Source organism: Streptomyces sp. NPDC006197 (genome assembly GCF_040613865.1).
In the GTDB taxonomy this organism is placed as follows: Bacteria; Actinomycetota; Actinomycetes; order Streptomycetales; family Streptomycetaceae; genus Streptomyces.
Genome location: NZ_JBEXSZ010000036.1, coordinates 1 through 14,972 on the forward strand (window position 1 = coordinate 1; position 14,972 = coordinate 14,972).

The following is a 14,972-nucleotide window of genomic DNA, read 5'->3' on the forward strand; positions in this document are numbered from 1 at the left end:
CGGCGGCCTCCGGGCGGTCCTCGCCTGGAAGCCCGCCGCGTACCGCATCACGATCGACGGGATCCGGCACGAGCGCACCGGCTACACCGTGGTCGACCCCCGGGGCGGCCCTCCGCCGTTCGCGGGTGTCGGGGTCACATCCGGGGCGGCCCTCCGCCGTCGCCAGCGGGGCGCTTCTCCGCCGTTCGCGGGTGTCGGGAACCGTACGCCTGCCCCGGTTCCGGTCGTCCGTGCGCGTGGCGAAGCCCTGGCGAAGGGCGGCGCGGCGGGGGCGCTCACTCCTTCGGGTGAGATCGCCGGGGGCTGTTCCATGGCGCCCCGCGCGGTCGGCAGAATCGACGCGGCCGCAGGGGCGGACCTGTGTGCCGCAGCGCTTCCGGGCGCTGTCGGGGCTCGGGAAGGGCCGTGCATGATCCGTACCAGGTCGTTGCTCGCCGATGGCTCCCGGCTCCGCCGGCTGGCCCCGCTCGCTCTTCCCACCACGTGGGGCGCCGTGGCCGTGGCATGGAAGTACGGCTGTCCGCTGGCCCGGCAGCCCGGGTTGCCCATGCGGATCGCCACCAGCGTCGTCTTCCTCACCGTCGGCCTCGGCATGGTGCTGGGCGTCCGGCACGGCCTCGCGCGGGAACTCGCCCGCGTCCGGGCCGTCGCGGCCGCCACCCAGCGGGTCCTGCTGCGCCCGCTGCCGGCCCGTCTCGACGGGCTCGCGCTGGCCGCCGGGCAGCTCTCCGCCTCCCGGGGCGCGTCCGTCGGCGGGGACCTGTACGAGGCGGTGGCCACCCCCTACGGCGTGCGGGTCGTCATCGGGGACGTCCGGGGCCACGGGCTGCCCGCGCTCGGTGCGGTGGTCGCGGTGCTCGGCAGCTTCCGCGAGGCCGCGCACGACGAGCCCGAACTCGCGGGGGTGCTGCGGCGTCTGGAGCGGGCCCTGGAGCGCCATCTGCGGGAGCGGGCGCGGGAGGAGCACCCGGCGCGGGCCGGGGCGGATCCCGAGCATCCGGCGGCGGAGGAGTTCGTCACCCTGCTGCTCGTGGAGGTCCGCTCCGACGGACGGCTCGCCGTCCTCAACTGCGGTCACCCCGGCCCGTACCGCCTCGGGAAGCGGGCGGAGCGGCTCGCGGTCGGGGACCCGCTGCCCCCGCTCGGGGTGCTGCCGCTGCCCGTCGGGATCGTGCCGTACACGGCGGCCCGGCTGCTGCCCGGCGAGACGCTGGTCCTGCACACCGACGGCGCGGAGGAGGCCCGTGACCGGCGGGGCCGGTTCTTCGCCCTCGACGCGGCGCTGGCCGGGGTATCGGGCGAGGCGCCGGCCGTCCTGGTCCGACGGGTCCACGCGGAGCTGCTGCGCCACACGGGCGGCCGGCTCGCCGACGACATCGCGCTGCTCGTCGTGCGCAACGACCGTGTCCGGGTGCCGGCGCAGCCCGCCGAACCCGGGCTGCGCCGGCCCCGGCCCGCCCCCTCCTCCCACCGCTGAGCGGAGGGGCGGGGCCGGCGCCGCCCGCCCCGCCACGGAGTGTCGGGCAGATCAGCGGGGCGGGCGACGTGGACCGGGCGGCCGCACTGATACGAGGGGGAGCCGGCGGCCCGGTCGTCGCCTTGCGGCGAGAAGCACAGTCAACCGGGGCCGGGGCGGGCGTGGCAGAGTACGCGGGCCGGGAGAACGGGTACTTCGTTCACACCCCGTGCGAAATCACCGGTACGAGGGGCTTCCGTTCGGTTCGGCCCGTATGAATTCGGCCACCGCTACGCTGAGTTCTCCGAGCGGAGCGGCCATGCGAGTGACCGGAGCGGCCATGCAGCCCAACACCTTGCTCGACGCCCTGCTCGACGAAGCGGGCGTCTCCCACGCCGGCCTGGCCGCCCATGTGAACCGGGCGGGCCGGGCCCGGGGCCTCGCCCTGCGGTACGAACACACCGCCGTGGCCCGCTGGTTGAAGGGGCAGCGGCCGCGCGGCCAGGTGCCGGACCTGATCTGCGAGGTGCTCGCCGCCCGGCTGCACCGGCAGGTGACCCTGGACGACATCGGCCTCGGGGTGCCGGGCGGTCCGCCGCCGGCCGCCGGGACGCCGCTGTCCGGTTTCGTGGAGCGGGCGGCCGCGCTGTGGCGCTCCGACGAGCAGCAGCGCCCGCACATCGTGGCCGCTCCGGCGGTGACCGGCACCCAGGCGGTGATGCCGGTGTGGGAGTGGGAGAACCCGCCGGAGGACGTGGACGTCTCGCGTACGGGCCGGACGACGGTCTCGGCGGCCGACATCGCCGTCCTGAGCGCCGCCCGGTCGCACTACGAGCAGATGTACCGCCGGGCCGGCGGCATCGCGACCCGGGCGCGGATCGTCGGCTTCCTCAACACCGAGACCGCGCCGCTGCTCCGGGGCGCGTACGGCGACGCGCTGGGGCGGCGTCTGCACCGGGCCGCCGGCGGGCTCGTCGCGGTGGCCGGAATCTGCGCCTACGACGCGGACGCGCACGGCCTCGCCCAGCGCTACTTCCACCAGGCGCTGCGGCTCGCGAAGGCGAGCGGGGACCGGGGGCTCGGCGCGTACGTGATCGCGCTCCTGGTCAACCAGTCGCTGTTCACGGGGGAGTACCGGCAGGCCGTGGCGTTCGCGGAGGCGGCGCTGCGGGCGGCCGGGCGGCAGATCACCCCGGCGCTCGCCGCCGATCTGACGGCGATGCAGGCGAAGGCGTACGCGCGGCTGGGCGACAGGACCGCGGCGTTGGCCTGCATCCGGCGGGCCGAGGCGGCGGCGGAGCGGATCAGCCCGGGGGAGGAGCCGGTCGAGACGGGTTACGTCCAGCCGGGGTTCGTCAACGTCCAGGTGGCGGAGGCCCTGTTCGGCCTGGGCGACTTCGAGGCCGCACATGAGCACGCCTCGGCGGCGGTCGGCACGCCCTCGCACGACCGGGGCCGGGTGCACCGGCTCGCCATGCTGTGCCGGATCGAGCTGCGGCAGGGGGAGGCCGAGGCGGCGGCGCGCACGGCGGTGGAGATGACGGAGCGGGCGCGGGGGATGGAGTCGCGGCGGCTGCGGGACCGGCTGACGCAGGTGCGGGAGCAGCTCCTCGCGAGCGGCTGCGGGGACGCCCGGGAGGCCGCCGCTCTCATCGAAGGGGCGCTGCGCGTTCCCCTCTGAGCCGCCAACTGCTGCGATATTGCCACCAAACAAGCACCGACCGATCGGAAGGTGGCAAGAACGTGCAGTGGACGAAACTCAGCGAACGCTCGGTCTACGAGAACCGCTGGTTCCGAGTGAACCTCGCGGACGTCGAACTCCCCGACGGCCGCCACCTCGACCACTACCTGATCCGGCTCCGCCCGGTCGCCGTCGCGACGGCCGTCAACGAGGCCGACGAAGTCCTGATGCTCTGGCGCCACCGCTTCATCACCGACAGCTGGGGCTGGGAACTGGCCGCAGGCGTCGTCGAGGACGGCGAGGACCTCGTGTCCGCCGCCGCCCGCGAGATGGAGGAGGAGACGGGCTGGCGGCCGGGGCCGCTGCGCCATCTCCTCACCGTCGAACCCTCGAACGGCCTCACCGACGCCCGCCACCACCTCTACTGGGCGGAGCGGGCCACCTACACCGGGCCGCCCGAGGACGCCTTCGAGTCCTCACGGAGGGCCTGGATACCGCTGAAGCAGATCCCCGAGCTGATCGCCCGGGGCGAGGTCCCGGCCGCCAACACGGCCGCCGGGCTGCTGATGCTCCACCATCTGCGCCTCGGCTGAGACGCGGAGCACGATGTGCCGGACGGCCCGTACCTGTGCGGGGGTACGGGCCGTCCGGCCGGAGCGCCGGCGTCAGGGGTCGGACGCCGGACTCCGGGTCTGGGGGTGCTCCTCTTTCAGGAGTACGGGTAGAAGCCCGAGCCCGTCTTCCGGCCCAGCCGGCCGGCGTCCACCATGCGCTGGAGCAGCGGGGGAGCGGCGTACAGCGGCTCCTTGAACTCGGAGTACATCGAGTCGGCGATCGACGCGATCGTGTCCAGGCCGATCAGGTCGGAGAGCTTCAGCGGGCCCATCGGGTGGGCGCAGCCGAACTCCATGCCGTTGTCGATGTCCTCGCGGCTCGCGATGCCCGACTCGAACATCCGGATCGCCGAGAGCAGGTACGGCACGAGCAGCGCGTTCACCACGAAGCCGGAGCGGTCCTGGGCGCGGATCGCGTGCTTGCCGAGCACCTTCTCCGCGAAGGCCTGGGCCCGGCTGATCGTGCCCTCGGAGGTGGTGAGGGCCGGGATCAGCTCGACGAGCTTCTGCACCGGGGCCGGGTTGAAGAAGTGGATGCCGATGACGTGGTCGGGGCGGGAGGTCGCCACGGCCAGCTTCACCAGCGGGATGGAGGAGGTGTTCGAGGCCAGGATGGCGTCCGGCCGGGTCATCACCTGGTCGAGGACCTGGAAGATCTCGGTCTTGACCTGCTCGTTCTCCACGACCGCCTCGATGACGAGGTCGCGGTCGGCGAACTCGCCCAGGTCGGTGGTGAAGCTGAGGCGGGCGAGCGTCGCGTCCCGCTCCTCCTCGCTGATCTTGCCGCGTTCGGCGGCCTTGTTCAGCGAGTTGTAGAGCCGCGTGCGGCCGATCTCCAGCGCTTCGCCGGTGGTCTCGGCGACCTTCACCTCGAGCCCGCTCCGGGCACACACCTCCGCGATGCCTGCGCCCATCTGGCCGCAGCCCACCACTCCGACGCGCTCAATGTCGGCCATGGAGTCCGTCACCTCGTGCCTTTCGCTCTTCTCCGGCGGCGGGGGGCCCGTGTGATTCCGGGTGCGTCCGCCTCTACCCCCACGACGTTACCGCTCATTAACCGATGATCGATCGTCCAGGGTGGGCATGCTGTCCCGGTGGGTGTGACGTATCCGACAGAGGAGGGGGACAAGTGCGGCCATTCGGCAGAAGAGGGTTCGTGAACGGTGCCACCGGGGCGGTGCTGGCCGTGACCGGAACGACAGGAGCGGCCCTCCCCACGACGGGCACGGGGGGCTCCGCGCTTCCCGCGACGGACACGGCGGTGACGACGGCCGCCGACGCCGCCCCCGCGGCGCGCGGCAAGCCGCACCGCAGACGGGAGTTCCGCGGCATGTGGCTGGCGACGGTCGCCAACCGCGACTGGCCCTCCCGCGCCGGACTGACCGCCGGGCAGCAGCGCGCCGAACTCCTCCGCCACCTGGACACGGCGGTCGAGCGCCGGCTCAACACGGTGGTCCTCCAGGTCCGGCCGACCGCCGACGCGCTGTGGCCCTCGCCGTACGAGCCGTGGGCGCAGTGCCTGACCGGCACGCAGGGCCGGGACCCCGACTGGGACCCGCTGGGCACGGCCGTCGACGAGGCCCACGCACGGGGGCTCGAACTGCACGCCTGGTTCAACCCGTACCGCGTGGCGAACCACACGGACCCGGGCCGGCTCGCCGTCGGCCATCCGGCCCGGCTCCACCCGGAGTGGGTGCTGCCGTACGGCGGCAAGCTCTACTACAACCCCGGGCTGCCCGAGGTCCGGAGCTTCGTCCAGGACGCGATGCTGGACGCGCCGCGCCGCTACGACATCGACGCCGTGCACTGGGACGACTACTTCTATCCGTACCCGGTGGCCGGGCAGGTCTTCGCCGACGACGAGGCGTACGCGCGGTACGGCGGGGACTTCCCCGACAAGGCCTCCTGGCGGCGGAACAACACCGACCTGTTGGTCTCGGAGATGTCCGCCCGGATCAAGGAGATCGACAGGCGCACGGCCTTCGGCATCAGCCCCTTCGGGGTCTGGCGGAACATCGCCACCGACCCGGAGGGCTCGGACACCCGCGCCGGCGTCCAGACGTACGACGACCTGTACGCCGACACCCGGAAGTGGATCCGCGAGGGCTGGATCGACTACGTGATGCCGCAGCTCTACTGGAACATCGGACTGCCCGCCGCCGACTACGCCAAGCTGCTGCCCTGGTGGGACGCGGTGGTCCGGGACACCGGCGTCGGGCTCTACGTCGGCGAGGCGCTCTACAAGGCGGGCGACCCCGCCCAGCCCGCGGCCTGGCAGGACCCGGGGGAGCTCTCACGCCACCTGGAGCTGGCCGGCACGTATCCCTCGGTCGGCGGTCACTGCTACTTCTCCGCGAAGGAGGTGGCCGCGGACCCGATCGGGGCGATGACCACCGTGGTGGCCGATCACTACCCGACCAGGGTCCGTCCGCCGAAATTCCGTCCGCCGAAATAGGGACTCAGCCCGTCCCCGCCTCCGGGTGGGGACGCACGACGGTGTCGGGGCCCGGGGACATCAGCGCCTCGTGACCGTCGTCGTCGAACTTCACGCGGTACGGGGGAGTGCCGTTCTCCCCCAGTACCTGCAGGACCTGGGCCGTGCGGTCGTGGTGACCGACGGTCCGGCCGTGTACCAGCAGCTTGTCGCCCACGCTCGCCTGCATAGGGCTGACCTCCTCGCGACCGGGCCGGTCCTGCCCTGTAGTGCGCAGGGCCTCTGTCTGCCATTGTGACCCGCTCTGCCCCGATTCGTCGCGTCAGCTCTTCGCCCGCTGCGTGACCGCGATGCAGACCAGGACGGCCACCGCGGCGACCGGCGCGGCCAGCGGCAGGCTCTCGCCGAGCAGGAAGACCGACCAGAACAGGGTCAGGAGCGGCTGGGCCAGCTGGAGCTGGCTGGCCTTGGGGATGCCGATCGCGGCCATGCCGCGGTACCAGACGTACAGGCCGAAGAAGGTGGAGCCGGCGGCGACCCAGACGAGGCCGATGACGCCGTGCGCGTTCAGGTGGACCGGCTCGATCGACAGCGTGACGGCCGAGGCGACCACCATCAGCGGCAGGCAGAGGACCAGGCCCCAGCCGATGACCTGCCAGCCCGGCATGAGCGCGGCGAGCCGGCCGCCCTCGGTGTAGCCGGCCGCGCACACGAGCAGCGCCCCGAAGAGGTACAGGTCGCCCGTGGAGAACGAGCCGCCGCTCTCCTTGAGCGTGAAGCCCAGCACCACCACGGCGCCCGAGACGGCCGCGATCCAGAAGGTGCGGGACGGCCGGCGTCCGGTCCGCACGGCGGCGATGGTCGCGGTGGTGAGCGGCAGGAGACCCACGACCACGGCGGCGTGCGAGGTGGTGGAGGTCTGCAGGGCCAGCGTCGTCAGGAGCGGGAAACCGATGACGACACCGCAGGCCACCACCGCGAGGCCCGCCCAGTGGCGCCGCTCGGGCAGCGGCACCCGGCCCGCGAGGAGGAAGGCGCCGGCGATGAGCGCGGCGAGGGTGGAGCGCACGGCCACCAGCGACCAGGGACCGAAGCTCTCCAGGCCCCACACGGTCGACGGGAAGGTGAGGGAGAAGGAGATCACGCCGAGCCCGGCGAGCAGCGTGCCACGGGTCCGGGGATCGGCGGCGGCCTTGCCGGCGGACCCGGTGCGGGCGTCGGAGGCGCCGGTCCCGGAGGCGGCGCCGACGGGCTCGGTCCGGAGGGATCCGGTGGCGGTGACCGCTATCGTGGTCCGGCTAGTAGCGCTATTCTGTGTCCTCATGCATGAGCGTAGCAGTGTCACGGAGCTGGCGAAATCCCTGAGAGCGGAACTGAACCGCTACTCTCCCGGCGGAAAACTGCCATCGAGTCGGGCGCTCGTCGAGCGCTACCGCGTCTCCCCGGTCACCGTCACCCGAGCCCTCGCCCAGCTCGCCGCCGAGGGACTCGTCGTCACCCGCCCCGGCGCCGGAGCCTTCCGCGCGCAGCCGCGCACCCCCACCCCCGTCGCCGGCGACACCTCCTGGCAGGAGGTCGCCCTCAGCGCCGACAACGCCACCGAACTCGTCCCCCGGGCCGTCGACGCCTCCGGCGTCCTCGTCACCCTCTCCGCGCCCCCGCCCGGCGTGATCGAGTTCAACGGCGGCTACCTCCACCCCTCCCTCCAGCCCGAGAGCGCCCTCGCCGCCGCCCTCGCCAGGGCCGGCCGCCGCCCCGGCGCCTGGGGCAGACCGCCCACCGACGGTCTGCCCGAACTGCGCGAATGGTTCGCCCGGGAGATCGGCGGCAGCGTCACCGCGGCCGAGGTCCTCATCACGGCCGGCGGCCAGTCCGCGATCAGCACCGCCCTGCGCGCCCTCGCCCCGCCCGGCACCCCCGTCCTCGTCGAGTCGCCCACCTACCCCGGCATGCTCGCCGTCGCCCGCGCGGCCGGACTCCGCCCCGTCCCCGTGCCCACCGACGCCGACGGGGTGCGCCCCGAACTCCTCGAAGCCGCCTTCCGCGCCACCGGCGCCCGCGTCTTCGTCTGCCAGCCGCTCTTCCAGAACCCGACCGGGACCACGCTGCGACCCGAACGCCGCCGGGAGGTCGTCCGCATCGCCCGCGCCGCCGGGGCCTTCGTCGTCGAGGACGACTTCGCCCGCCGCCTCGTCCACGAGGACGCCGCACCGCTCCCCGCACCCCTCGCCGCCGAGGACCCCGACGGCGTCGTCGTCCACGTCCGCTCCCTCACCAAGATCACCTCGGCGAGCCTCCGCGTCGGCGCCCTCGCCGCCCGCGGACCCGTCCTCGAACGCCTGCGCGCCATCCAGGTCGTCGACAGCTTCTTCGTCCCCCGCCCCCTCCAGGAGGCCGCGCTCGAACTCGTCGGCTCCCCGGCCTGGCCCCGCCACCTCCGCGCCGTCGCCCAGGAGCTCAGGAACCGCCGGGAGATCATGACCGGCGCCCTCGCCCTCCACCTCCCCGAACTCGCCCTTCCGTACATCCCCTCCGGCGGCTACCAGCTCTGGCTGCGCCTCCCCGACACCCTCCCCGAGTCCTCCCTCCTCGCCGCCGGACTGCGTGCCGGGGTCACCACCGCCCCCGGACGCCCCTACTTCTGCGCCGAACCCCCCGCCGGCCACATCCGGCTGAGTTTCGCGGGTGTCGCGGGCCCCACGGAGATCGTCGAGGGCGTGCGCCGCCTGCGGACAGCGGTCGACGAGCTCACCGGCTGACCCCGGGGCGGGCCGCGCCGGACCTCGGCGCGGCCCGCCCTCCCGTCCCTGGCCCGGGGCAAATTCGCCTGACAAGCTCCAGCGCCCCCTGGAAGCCTTCACCCATGAGCGACAGCACCACCCCCGACACTCCCGGCACTCCCGTCATGCACGGGTCGTACGAGATCTCGGCCGACCCCGCCCGGATCGACGCGGCCCGCGTCCACCACTGGCTCTCCACCGACGCCTACTGGGCGCTCGGCCGACCTCGGGAGAAGCAGGACAGCGCCATCGCGGGCTCGCTGAACCTCGGCGCCTACCACCGGGAGACCGGCGAGATGAGCGCCTACGCGCGCGTCGTCACCGACTACGCCACCTTCGCCTGGCTCTGCGACGTCTACGTCGACCGCCCGGCCCGCGGCACCGGCCTCGGCACCGCGCTCGTCACCGCCGTCCGCGACCACCTCGCCCCCTACGGACTGCGCCGCATCATGCTCGCCACCGCCGACGCGCACGGCGTGTACGAGAAGGTCGGTTTCACGCCACTGCAGAATCCGGACAAGTGGATGGCTCTCGGGCAGCAGTGAGCCCGACCCCCTCCGGTCCCCGCGGACAACCCCTTGACCAGCGGGGCCACCGGCCTCACGATCGCGGCCATGAGTCTTCGGGTGACGCTCGTCACGGCGGCACGCAGCTCCTCCCTGCTCGCCGAACGCTTCGACGACGACCGGCCGCTCGACGAGGCCGGCTGGTACGAGGTGCAGCAGGCCGCGCCCGCGCTCATCCCGCTCGGCGCGGCCGAACTGCGCTACTGCTCCCCGACCCCCCGCAGCCGCGCCACCGGAACCGCCCTCGGCTACGCACCCCTCGCCCAGCCCGCGCTCCGGGACTGCGACATGGGCCGCTGGCGCGGCCTGACCCTCGCCGAGGTCGCCGCCCTCGAACCGGCCGCCGTCGACGCCTGGCTCACCGACGCCCGCACGGCCCCACACGGCGGCGAACCGCTCCTCGCCTTCATCACCCGCATAGGGAACTGGCTCGACACCCGCCCCGCCGAGGACGGCTCCATCGTCGCCGTCGCCGAGCCCTCCGTCGTACGGGCCGCCCTCGTGTACGCCCTCAAGGCCCCGCCCGCCACCTACTGGAACGTGGACGTCCGCCCCCTCTCCACCGTCACCCTCACCGGCCGCCCCGGCCTCTGGCACCTCCACCTCGCCACCGCCCCGTGCTAGAGCCTGCCTTTCGGATCAGGCCGGGGCGCGGGGCCTGATCCGAAAGACAGGCCCTGACCGCGAGAACCGGCGGCCCCGACCGGCTAGCCTGAGAGCACGATGAACCGTTTGAGCACGTCATGGGGCGCCTTCACGCTGACCCGTTTCCCCGAGGACCCACGCGACCAGCTGCGCGCCTGGGACGCGTCCGACGAATACCTCCTCGGACACCTCGCCGAGACCGGGACCGACCTCTCCGGCACCGTCGCCGTCCTCGGCGACCGCTGGGGAGCCCTCGTCACCGCACTGCAGGCCGCGGGACCCCGCGAACTCGTCCAGATCTCCGACTCGTACCTCGGCGGGCAGGCGACCCGGGCCAACCTCGCGCGCGCCGGAGCCGCCCCGGACGCCGTCCGGCTGCTCACCACCCAGGACCCGCCGCCCGAGCGGGTCGACGTGCTCCTCGTCCGGGTCCCCAAGAGCCTCGCGCTCCTGGAGGACCAGCTGCACCGGCTCGCACCCGCCGTGCACGAGGACACCGTGATCGTCGGCACGGGCATGGTCAAGGACATCCACACCTCCACGCTCAAGCTCTTCGAGCGGATCCTCGGCCCCACCCGCACCTCGCTCGCGGTGAAGAAGGCCCGGCTGATCCACACCACCCCCGACCCGGCCGCCGCGCCCGGGCCGAACCCCTGGCCGTACCGCTACGACCTCCCCGCCGACACCCCCGCGCCCGGCCTCCCCGGACTGACCGTCACCAACCACGCCGGGGTCTTCTGCGCCGACCGCCTCGACATCGGCACCCGCTTCTTCCTCGCGAACCTGCCGGGCGGCCTCGGCCGGGCCCGGGTCGCCGACCTCGGCTGCGGCAACGGCGTCGTCGGCCTCGCCATCGCCCTCCACGAACCCGAGGCGGAACTGGTCTTCGCCGACGAGTCCTACCCGGCCGTCGCCTCGGCCGAGGAGAACTTCCGCACCCACGTGGGCGCCGGCCGCAAGGCCGAGTTCCTCGTCGGCGACGGGCTCACCGCCCTGCCCGCCGGCTCGGTGGACCTCGTCCTCAACAACCCGCCCTTCCACAGCCACCAGGCCACCACCGACCGCACCGCCCGCCGGATGTTCGCGGACGCGCGGCGCGCGCTGCGGCCCGGCGGCGAACTGTGGGTCATCGGCAACCGGCACCTCGGCTACCACGTCACGCTCCGCCGGATCTTCGGCAACAGCGAACTCGTCGCCAGCGACCGGAAGTTCGTGGTCCTGCGCGCCGTGCGCACCTCCTAGTTCATCTGGTCCAGCTCCGCGAGCACAGGACGAGCCGGTATCCGTCGGGGTCGGCGACGGTGACGCCGTGCTCGTCCCAGTACGGGTTGTGCGCGGACACCCGCGTCCCGCCGGCGGCGAGCAACCGCTCCACCTGCTCCTCCTCGACGGGCGCGCCGAGATAGACGACGAACAGGTCCTCGACGGTCGGGGTGGGCTCCAGCGGGTGCTCGGGATCAAGGGTCAGCTCGAAGTGCCAGCTCCCGTCCGGGGGCCCGACCATGAGCAGATCGTGCTTCCCGGGCACCCGCTCCTTGCTCCGCCACTGCACCTCGAGGCCGAGCCCGTCGACGTAGAACCGCTCGGCGGCGGCGAGATCCCGCGACGGGCGGGCGATCCGTACCTGTGTCTGCGCATCGATGATCATGCCTCCAGGCTAGGACGCCCGGACGGCGGCGGCCCTCAGGGATCCCCCTCTCCCGCCACGGACTTGACCCTGACGCGCGGGTCAGGGTTTACGGCCCGCCGACCTGTCCGACCCTCCTCCTGGAGCGCCCCGTGGCCGCCCACCGCGAGATCCGGCCGCGCACCCGCCCCGAGCGCGGCCTCCCGGCGCCCGGGCAAGCCCCCGAGCGCGGCCTCCCGGCGCCCGGGCGAGCCCCCGGGCCAAGGCGCCCCGGCGAGTCCTACGCCAAGGCCACCAGCTCCCTGTACTCCGCGCTCCACAGGTCCTCGTCCGCGTCCGGCAGCAGCAGGACCCGTTCCGGGCGCAGCGCGTCGATCGCGCCCTCGTCGTGCGTGACCATCACGATCGCGCCCGGGTAGGTGCCCACGGCCGCCAGGACCTCGTCGCGCGACGCCGGGTCCAGGTTGTTGGTGGGCTCGTCGAGGAGCAGCACGTTCGCGCCGGAATGCACCAGGGCGGCCAGCGCGAGCCGGGTCTTCTCGCCGCCGGAGAGCACCCCGGCCGGCTTGTCGGCGTCGTCGCCCCGGAACAGGAACGCGCCGAGCACCGCCCGTACCTCACCGTCCGTCAGATGGGGGGCAGCCGCCGCCAGGTTCTCCCGGACCGTGCGCTCCGGGTCCAGCGTCTCGTGCTCCTGGGCGAAGTAGCCGAGCCGCAGCCCGTGCCCGCGCACCACCCGCCCCGCGTCGGGGGCCTCCCGCCCGGCGAGGAGCCGCAGCAGGGTCGTCTTGCCGGCCCCGTTGAGCCCGAGGACGACCAGCCGGCTGCCCCGGTCCACGGCCAGGTCCACCCCGTCGAGCACCGGCCGCTCCCCGTACGCCTTGGTGAGCGACACGGCGCCCAGCGGCGTCCGGCCGCAGGGGGCGGGCTCGGGCAGTCGGATGCGGGCGACCCGCTCGGCCTGCCGTGCCGGGTCGAGCCCGGCGAGCATCCGGTCGGCCCGGCGCGCCATGCTGCGGGCGGTCGTCGCCGTCGCCACCCGGGACTTCATGCGGTCCGCCTGCGCGTGCAGGGCGGCCGCCTTCCGCTCGGCGTTGGCGCGCTCGCGCACCCGGCGCCGCTCGTCGGCGTCCCGCTGGGCGAGGTACGCGTCCCAGCCGGTGTTGTGGACGTCCAGCGAGGCGCGCTGCGGGTCGAGGTGGAAGACCCGGTTGACGGTGTCGGCGAGGAGCCGCACGTCGTGGCTGATCAGCACGAGCCCGCCCCGGTGGGCGGCGAGGTGGCCGCGCAGCCAGCCGATCGAGTCGGAGTCCAGGTGGTTGGTCGGCTCGTCGAGCAGCAGCGTGCCGTCCCGGCCGTGACCGGCGAAGAGGATCCTGGCCAGCTCGACCCGGCGCTTCTGTCCGCCGGACAGCCGGCCGACGGGCCGGTCCATGAGCGCGTGGGGCAGGCCGAGGCCGGCGGCGACCCGGGCGGCCTCCGCCTCCGCCGCGTATCCGCCGCCCGCCTCGAAGGCGGTCTCGGCGGCGTCGTACGCGGCGAGCGCCCGCGCGTCGGGCGCCTCGCCGAGCCGGCGGGCGGCCTCGGCGAGCCGCCGGGCCGCCCGGTCGAGGCCGCGTGCGGAGAGGATCCGGTCGGTGACGGTCACGGCGGGGTCGGCGGCCCGCGAATCCTGCGCGAGATGGCCGACGGAGCCGGTACGGGTGACGGTGCCGGCGGCCGGGGCGCGCAGCCCGGCCAGGGTGTCGAGGAGGGTGGTCTTGCCGGCGCCGTTGCGGCCGACGAGACCGATCCGGTCGCCGGGGGCGACGTGGAAGGAGACGCCGGACAGCAGGAGCCGGGCGCCGACGCGCACGTCGGCACCACGAACGGTGATCATGGGGTAACGCTCCGAAGGGAGTTGAGGACACACGGGTGGCGTGAGTGCGGGTCCTCAGCTAGGAGATTCGGGGCGTCGACATGCCATCGAGGCTAACGGAGCCGGCCCTTCGAGCGCACCGGAATTCCTCCCGGCCCGTGCTTCAGCTATCGGGAAAGGCCAGGTCGAGGGCGCGCACCCGGTCCTCACCGCTGGTCAGGGAGAGGGTGACGATGCGACCTCGGCGGAGGGTGGCACCGACCGCCGAGACCGGCCGGCCGGCGGCGAACCCGACCGCGCCGACGGCTCCGTCGACCAGCGCGGGCCGGGACACGTCCGCGCACCTCGCGAAGGCGGCGGCCGTCTCGGCGACCGCGGCGACCCCGTGCACCGGCCCGTCTTCGGAGTACGCCACGACGTCCGGGTCGAGGACGGCCACCAGCGCACGGGCGTCACGCGCGCGTGCGGCCGCCAGGAACCGGTCCACCACCGCGCGCTGTCGTCCCCGCTCGCCCTCGGTACGGTCCGTCCCGCCGCCCCGGAGCCGTTCCCGCGCCCGCCGGGCCAGCCGCGCCGCCGCGTCCGGGGAGTCGCCGATGATCCGCGCGGTCTCGTACGGGGGCAGCCCGAACACATCGTGCAGGACATAGGCGAGCCGCTCGTCACCCCCGAGCCTCTCCAGCATCACGAGCAACGCCAGCCACAGGGAGTCGACGCCGCGGCGCGAGTCCCCACCGCCCCCGGCACCCGCCTCCCCGGCCCGCGGCACCCGCCCGCCCCCGTCCTCGGCCCGCGGCACCCGTCCGTCCCCGTCCCCGGCCCATGACGCCCGCCCGTCTCCGTCCGCCTCCCCGGCCCGCGGCACCCAACCGCCCCCGCTCCCGCCCCCGGCCCGCGGCACCCGCCCGCCCCCGTCAGGCACCCGCCCGCCCCCGTCAGGCTCTCCGAACCGCCGCCCCTCTGCTCCCCGCTCCTGGAGGCCCCGCACGCACGCCTGGCCCACGGCCGCCGTCAGCCAGGCGCGTACCGTCGCACCGTCGTCCCGCCCGAGGTCCGCCCGCGCCGCCGCGAGCGCCGCCTCGGCCTCCGCCGGGGAGCCCGTGATCCGCAGCGCGACGGCCCGCAGATGTTCCTCGTGGGCGTCGAACCGCCCGGCCAGGGCGGTCAGAAACGTGTCGTCGTGCATGGCGCCTCACTCCTCGTCGGTTCCGTCACCGCGTTGACGCGAGGACCCGCCGGGGTGTGACAGCGACCGTCCCCGGAGCTCGCGGGACCGGCACCAGAGCAGCGGAAAGGCCGGCCCGACACGGA

14 protein-coding genes are annotated in these 14,972 nt (G+C 74.3%); 8 read left to right on the plus strand and 6 right to left on the minus strand.

What is annotated here, in order from left to right; genetic code table 11:
• Positions 1 to 409 precede the first annotated feature (409 nt).
• The 3 genes from ABZ318_RS14145 to ABZ318_RS14155 all read left to right on the plus strand — a co-directional run bounded on the left by ABZ318_RS14145 (position 410) and on the right by ABZ318_RS14155 (position 3,730).
• A complete protein-coding gene (locus ABZ318_RS14145) occupies positions 410 to 1,477 on the plus strand; it encodes a PP2C family protein-serine/threonine phosphatase (protein WP_356902778.1) in 1,068 nt (355 codons plus the stop codon).
• Positions 1,478 to 1,796: 319 nt separating this feature from the next.
• The gene (locus tag ABZ318_RS14150; protein ID WP_356902779.1) at positions 1,797 to 3,137 is read left to right on the plus strand and encodes a transcriptional regulator; all 1,341 of its coding nucleotides are present in this window, start codon (positions 1,797 to 1,799) and stop codon (positions 3,135 to 3,137) included.
• Positions 3,138 to 3,199: 62 nt separating this feature from the next.
• The gene (locus ABZ318_RS14155; RefSeq protein WP_356902733.1) at positions 3,200 to 3,730 is read left to right on the plus strand and encodes an NUDIX hydrolase; all 531 of its coding nucleotides are present in this window, start codon (positions 3,200 to 3,202) and stop codon (positions 3,728 to 3,730) included.
• A gap of 116 nt (positions 3,731 to 3,846) precedes the next feature.
• On the opposite strand, the gene ABZ318_RS14160 is transcribed toward ABZ318_RS14155, so the two are convergent.
• Complete coding sequence (locus tag ABZ318_RS14160) at positions 3,847 to 4,707, minus strand: 3-hydroxybutyryl-CoA dehydrogenase (RefSeq protein WP_030691950.1); 861 nt, start codon at positions 4,705 to 4,707, stop codon at positions 3,847 to 3,849.
• Positions 4,708 to 5,012: 305 nt separating this feature from the next.
• Between ABZ318_RS14160 and ABZ318_RS14165 the strand changes: the two genes are divergently transcribed.
• Positions 5,013 to 6,206: a family 10 glycosylhydrolase gene (locus ABZ318_RS14165; RefSeq protein ID WP_356902780.1), complete on the plus strand. Its 1,194-nt coding sequence runs from the start codon at positions 5,013 to 5,015 to the stop codon at positions 6,204 to 6,206.
• A 4-nt stretch (positions 6,207 to 6,210) separates the two neighbouring features.
• Here ABZ318_RS14165 and ABZ318_RS14170 read toward each other — a convergent pair whose 3' ends face one another.
• Together ABZ318_RS14170 and ABZ318_RS14175 are read right to left on the minus strand one after the other, a co-directional pair.
• Positions 6,211 to 6,414, minus strand: coding sequence for a DUF1918 domain-containing protein (locus tag ABZ318_RS14170; RefSeq protein WP_356902734.1), 204 nt, complete (start codon positions 6,412 to 6,414; stop codon positions 6,211 to 6,213).
• A 93-nt stretch (positions 6,415 to 6,507) separates the two neighbouring features.
• Positions 6,508 to 7,509, minus strand: coding sequence for a DMT family transporter (locus ABZ318_RS14175; RefSeq protein WP_356902735.1), 1,002 nt, complete (start codon positions 7,507 to 7,509; stop codon positions 6,508 to 6,510).
• Here ABZ318_RS14175 and ABZ318_RS14180 point away from each other — a divergent pair.
• The 4 genes from ABZ318_RS14180 to ABZ318_RS14195 all read left to right on the plus strand — a co-directional run bounded on the left by ABZ318_RS14180 (position 7,508) and on the right by ABZ318_RS14195 (position 11,418).
• On the plus strand, positions 7,508 to 8,944 hold the full coding sequence (locus tag ABZ318_RS14180) for a PLP-dependent aminotransferase family protein (protein WP_356902736.1): 1,437 nt from the start codon (positions 7,508 to 7,510) through the stop codon (positions 8,942 to 8,944). The genes ABZ318_RS14175 and ABZ318_RS14180 overlap by 2 nt on opposite strands.
• 104 nt (positions 8,945 to 9,048) lie before the next feature.
• Complete coding sequence (locus ABZ318_RS14185; RefSeq protein WP_356902737.1) at positions 9,049 to 9,510, plus strand: GNAT family N-acetyltransferase; 462 nt, start codon at positions 9,049 to 9,051, stop codon at positions 9,508 to 9,510.
• 69 nt (positions 9,511 to 9,579) lie between these two features.
• Positions 9,580 to 10,155, plus strand: coding sequence for a histidine phosphatase family protein (locus tag ABZ318_RS14190; protein ID WP_030691956.1), 576 nt, complete (start codon positions 9,580 to 9,582; stop codon positions 10,153 to 10,155).
• A 99-nt stretch (positions 10,156 to 10,254) separates the two neighbouring features.
• Positions 10,255 to 11,418 (plus strand): methyltransferase, encoded by a 1,164-nt coding sequence (locus tag ABZ318_RS14195; protein ID WP_356902738.1) that lies wholly within the window; start codon positions 10,255 to 10,257, stop codon positions 11,416 to 11,418.
• A gap of 1 nt (position 11,419) precedes the next feature.
• Here the strand turns inward: ABZ318_RS14195 and ABZ318_RS14200 are convergent, their stop codons facing one another.
• The 3 genes from ABZ318_RS14200 to ABZ318_RS14210 form a co-directional block, all read right to left on the minus strand.
• Entirely contained in the window at positions 11,420 to 11,824 is a 405-nt protein-coding gene (locus ABZ318_RS14200) for a VOC family protein (RefSeq protein WP_356902739.1), read from the minus strand.
• Positions 11,825 to 12,083: 259 nt separating this feature from the next.
• Entirely contained in the window at positions 12,084 to 13,682 is a 1,599-nt protein-coding gene (locus ABZ318_RS14205; protein ID WP_356902740.1) for an ABC-F family ATP-binding cassette domain-containing protein, read from the minus strand.
• Positions 13,683 to 13,824: 142 nt separating this feature from the next.
• On the minus strand, positions 13,825 to 14,847 hold the full coding sequence (locus ABZ318_RS14210; protein WP_356902741.1) for a sigma factor-like helix-turn-helix DNA-binding protein: 1,023 nt from the start codon (positions 14,845 to 14,847) through the stop codon (positions 13,825 to 13,827).
• Between the last annotated feature and the right edge of the window lie 125 nt (positions 14,848 to 14,972).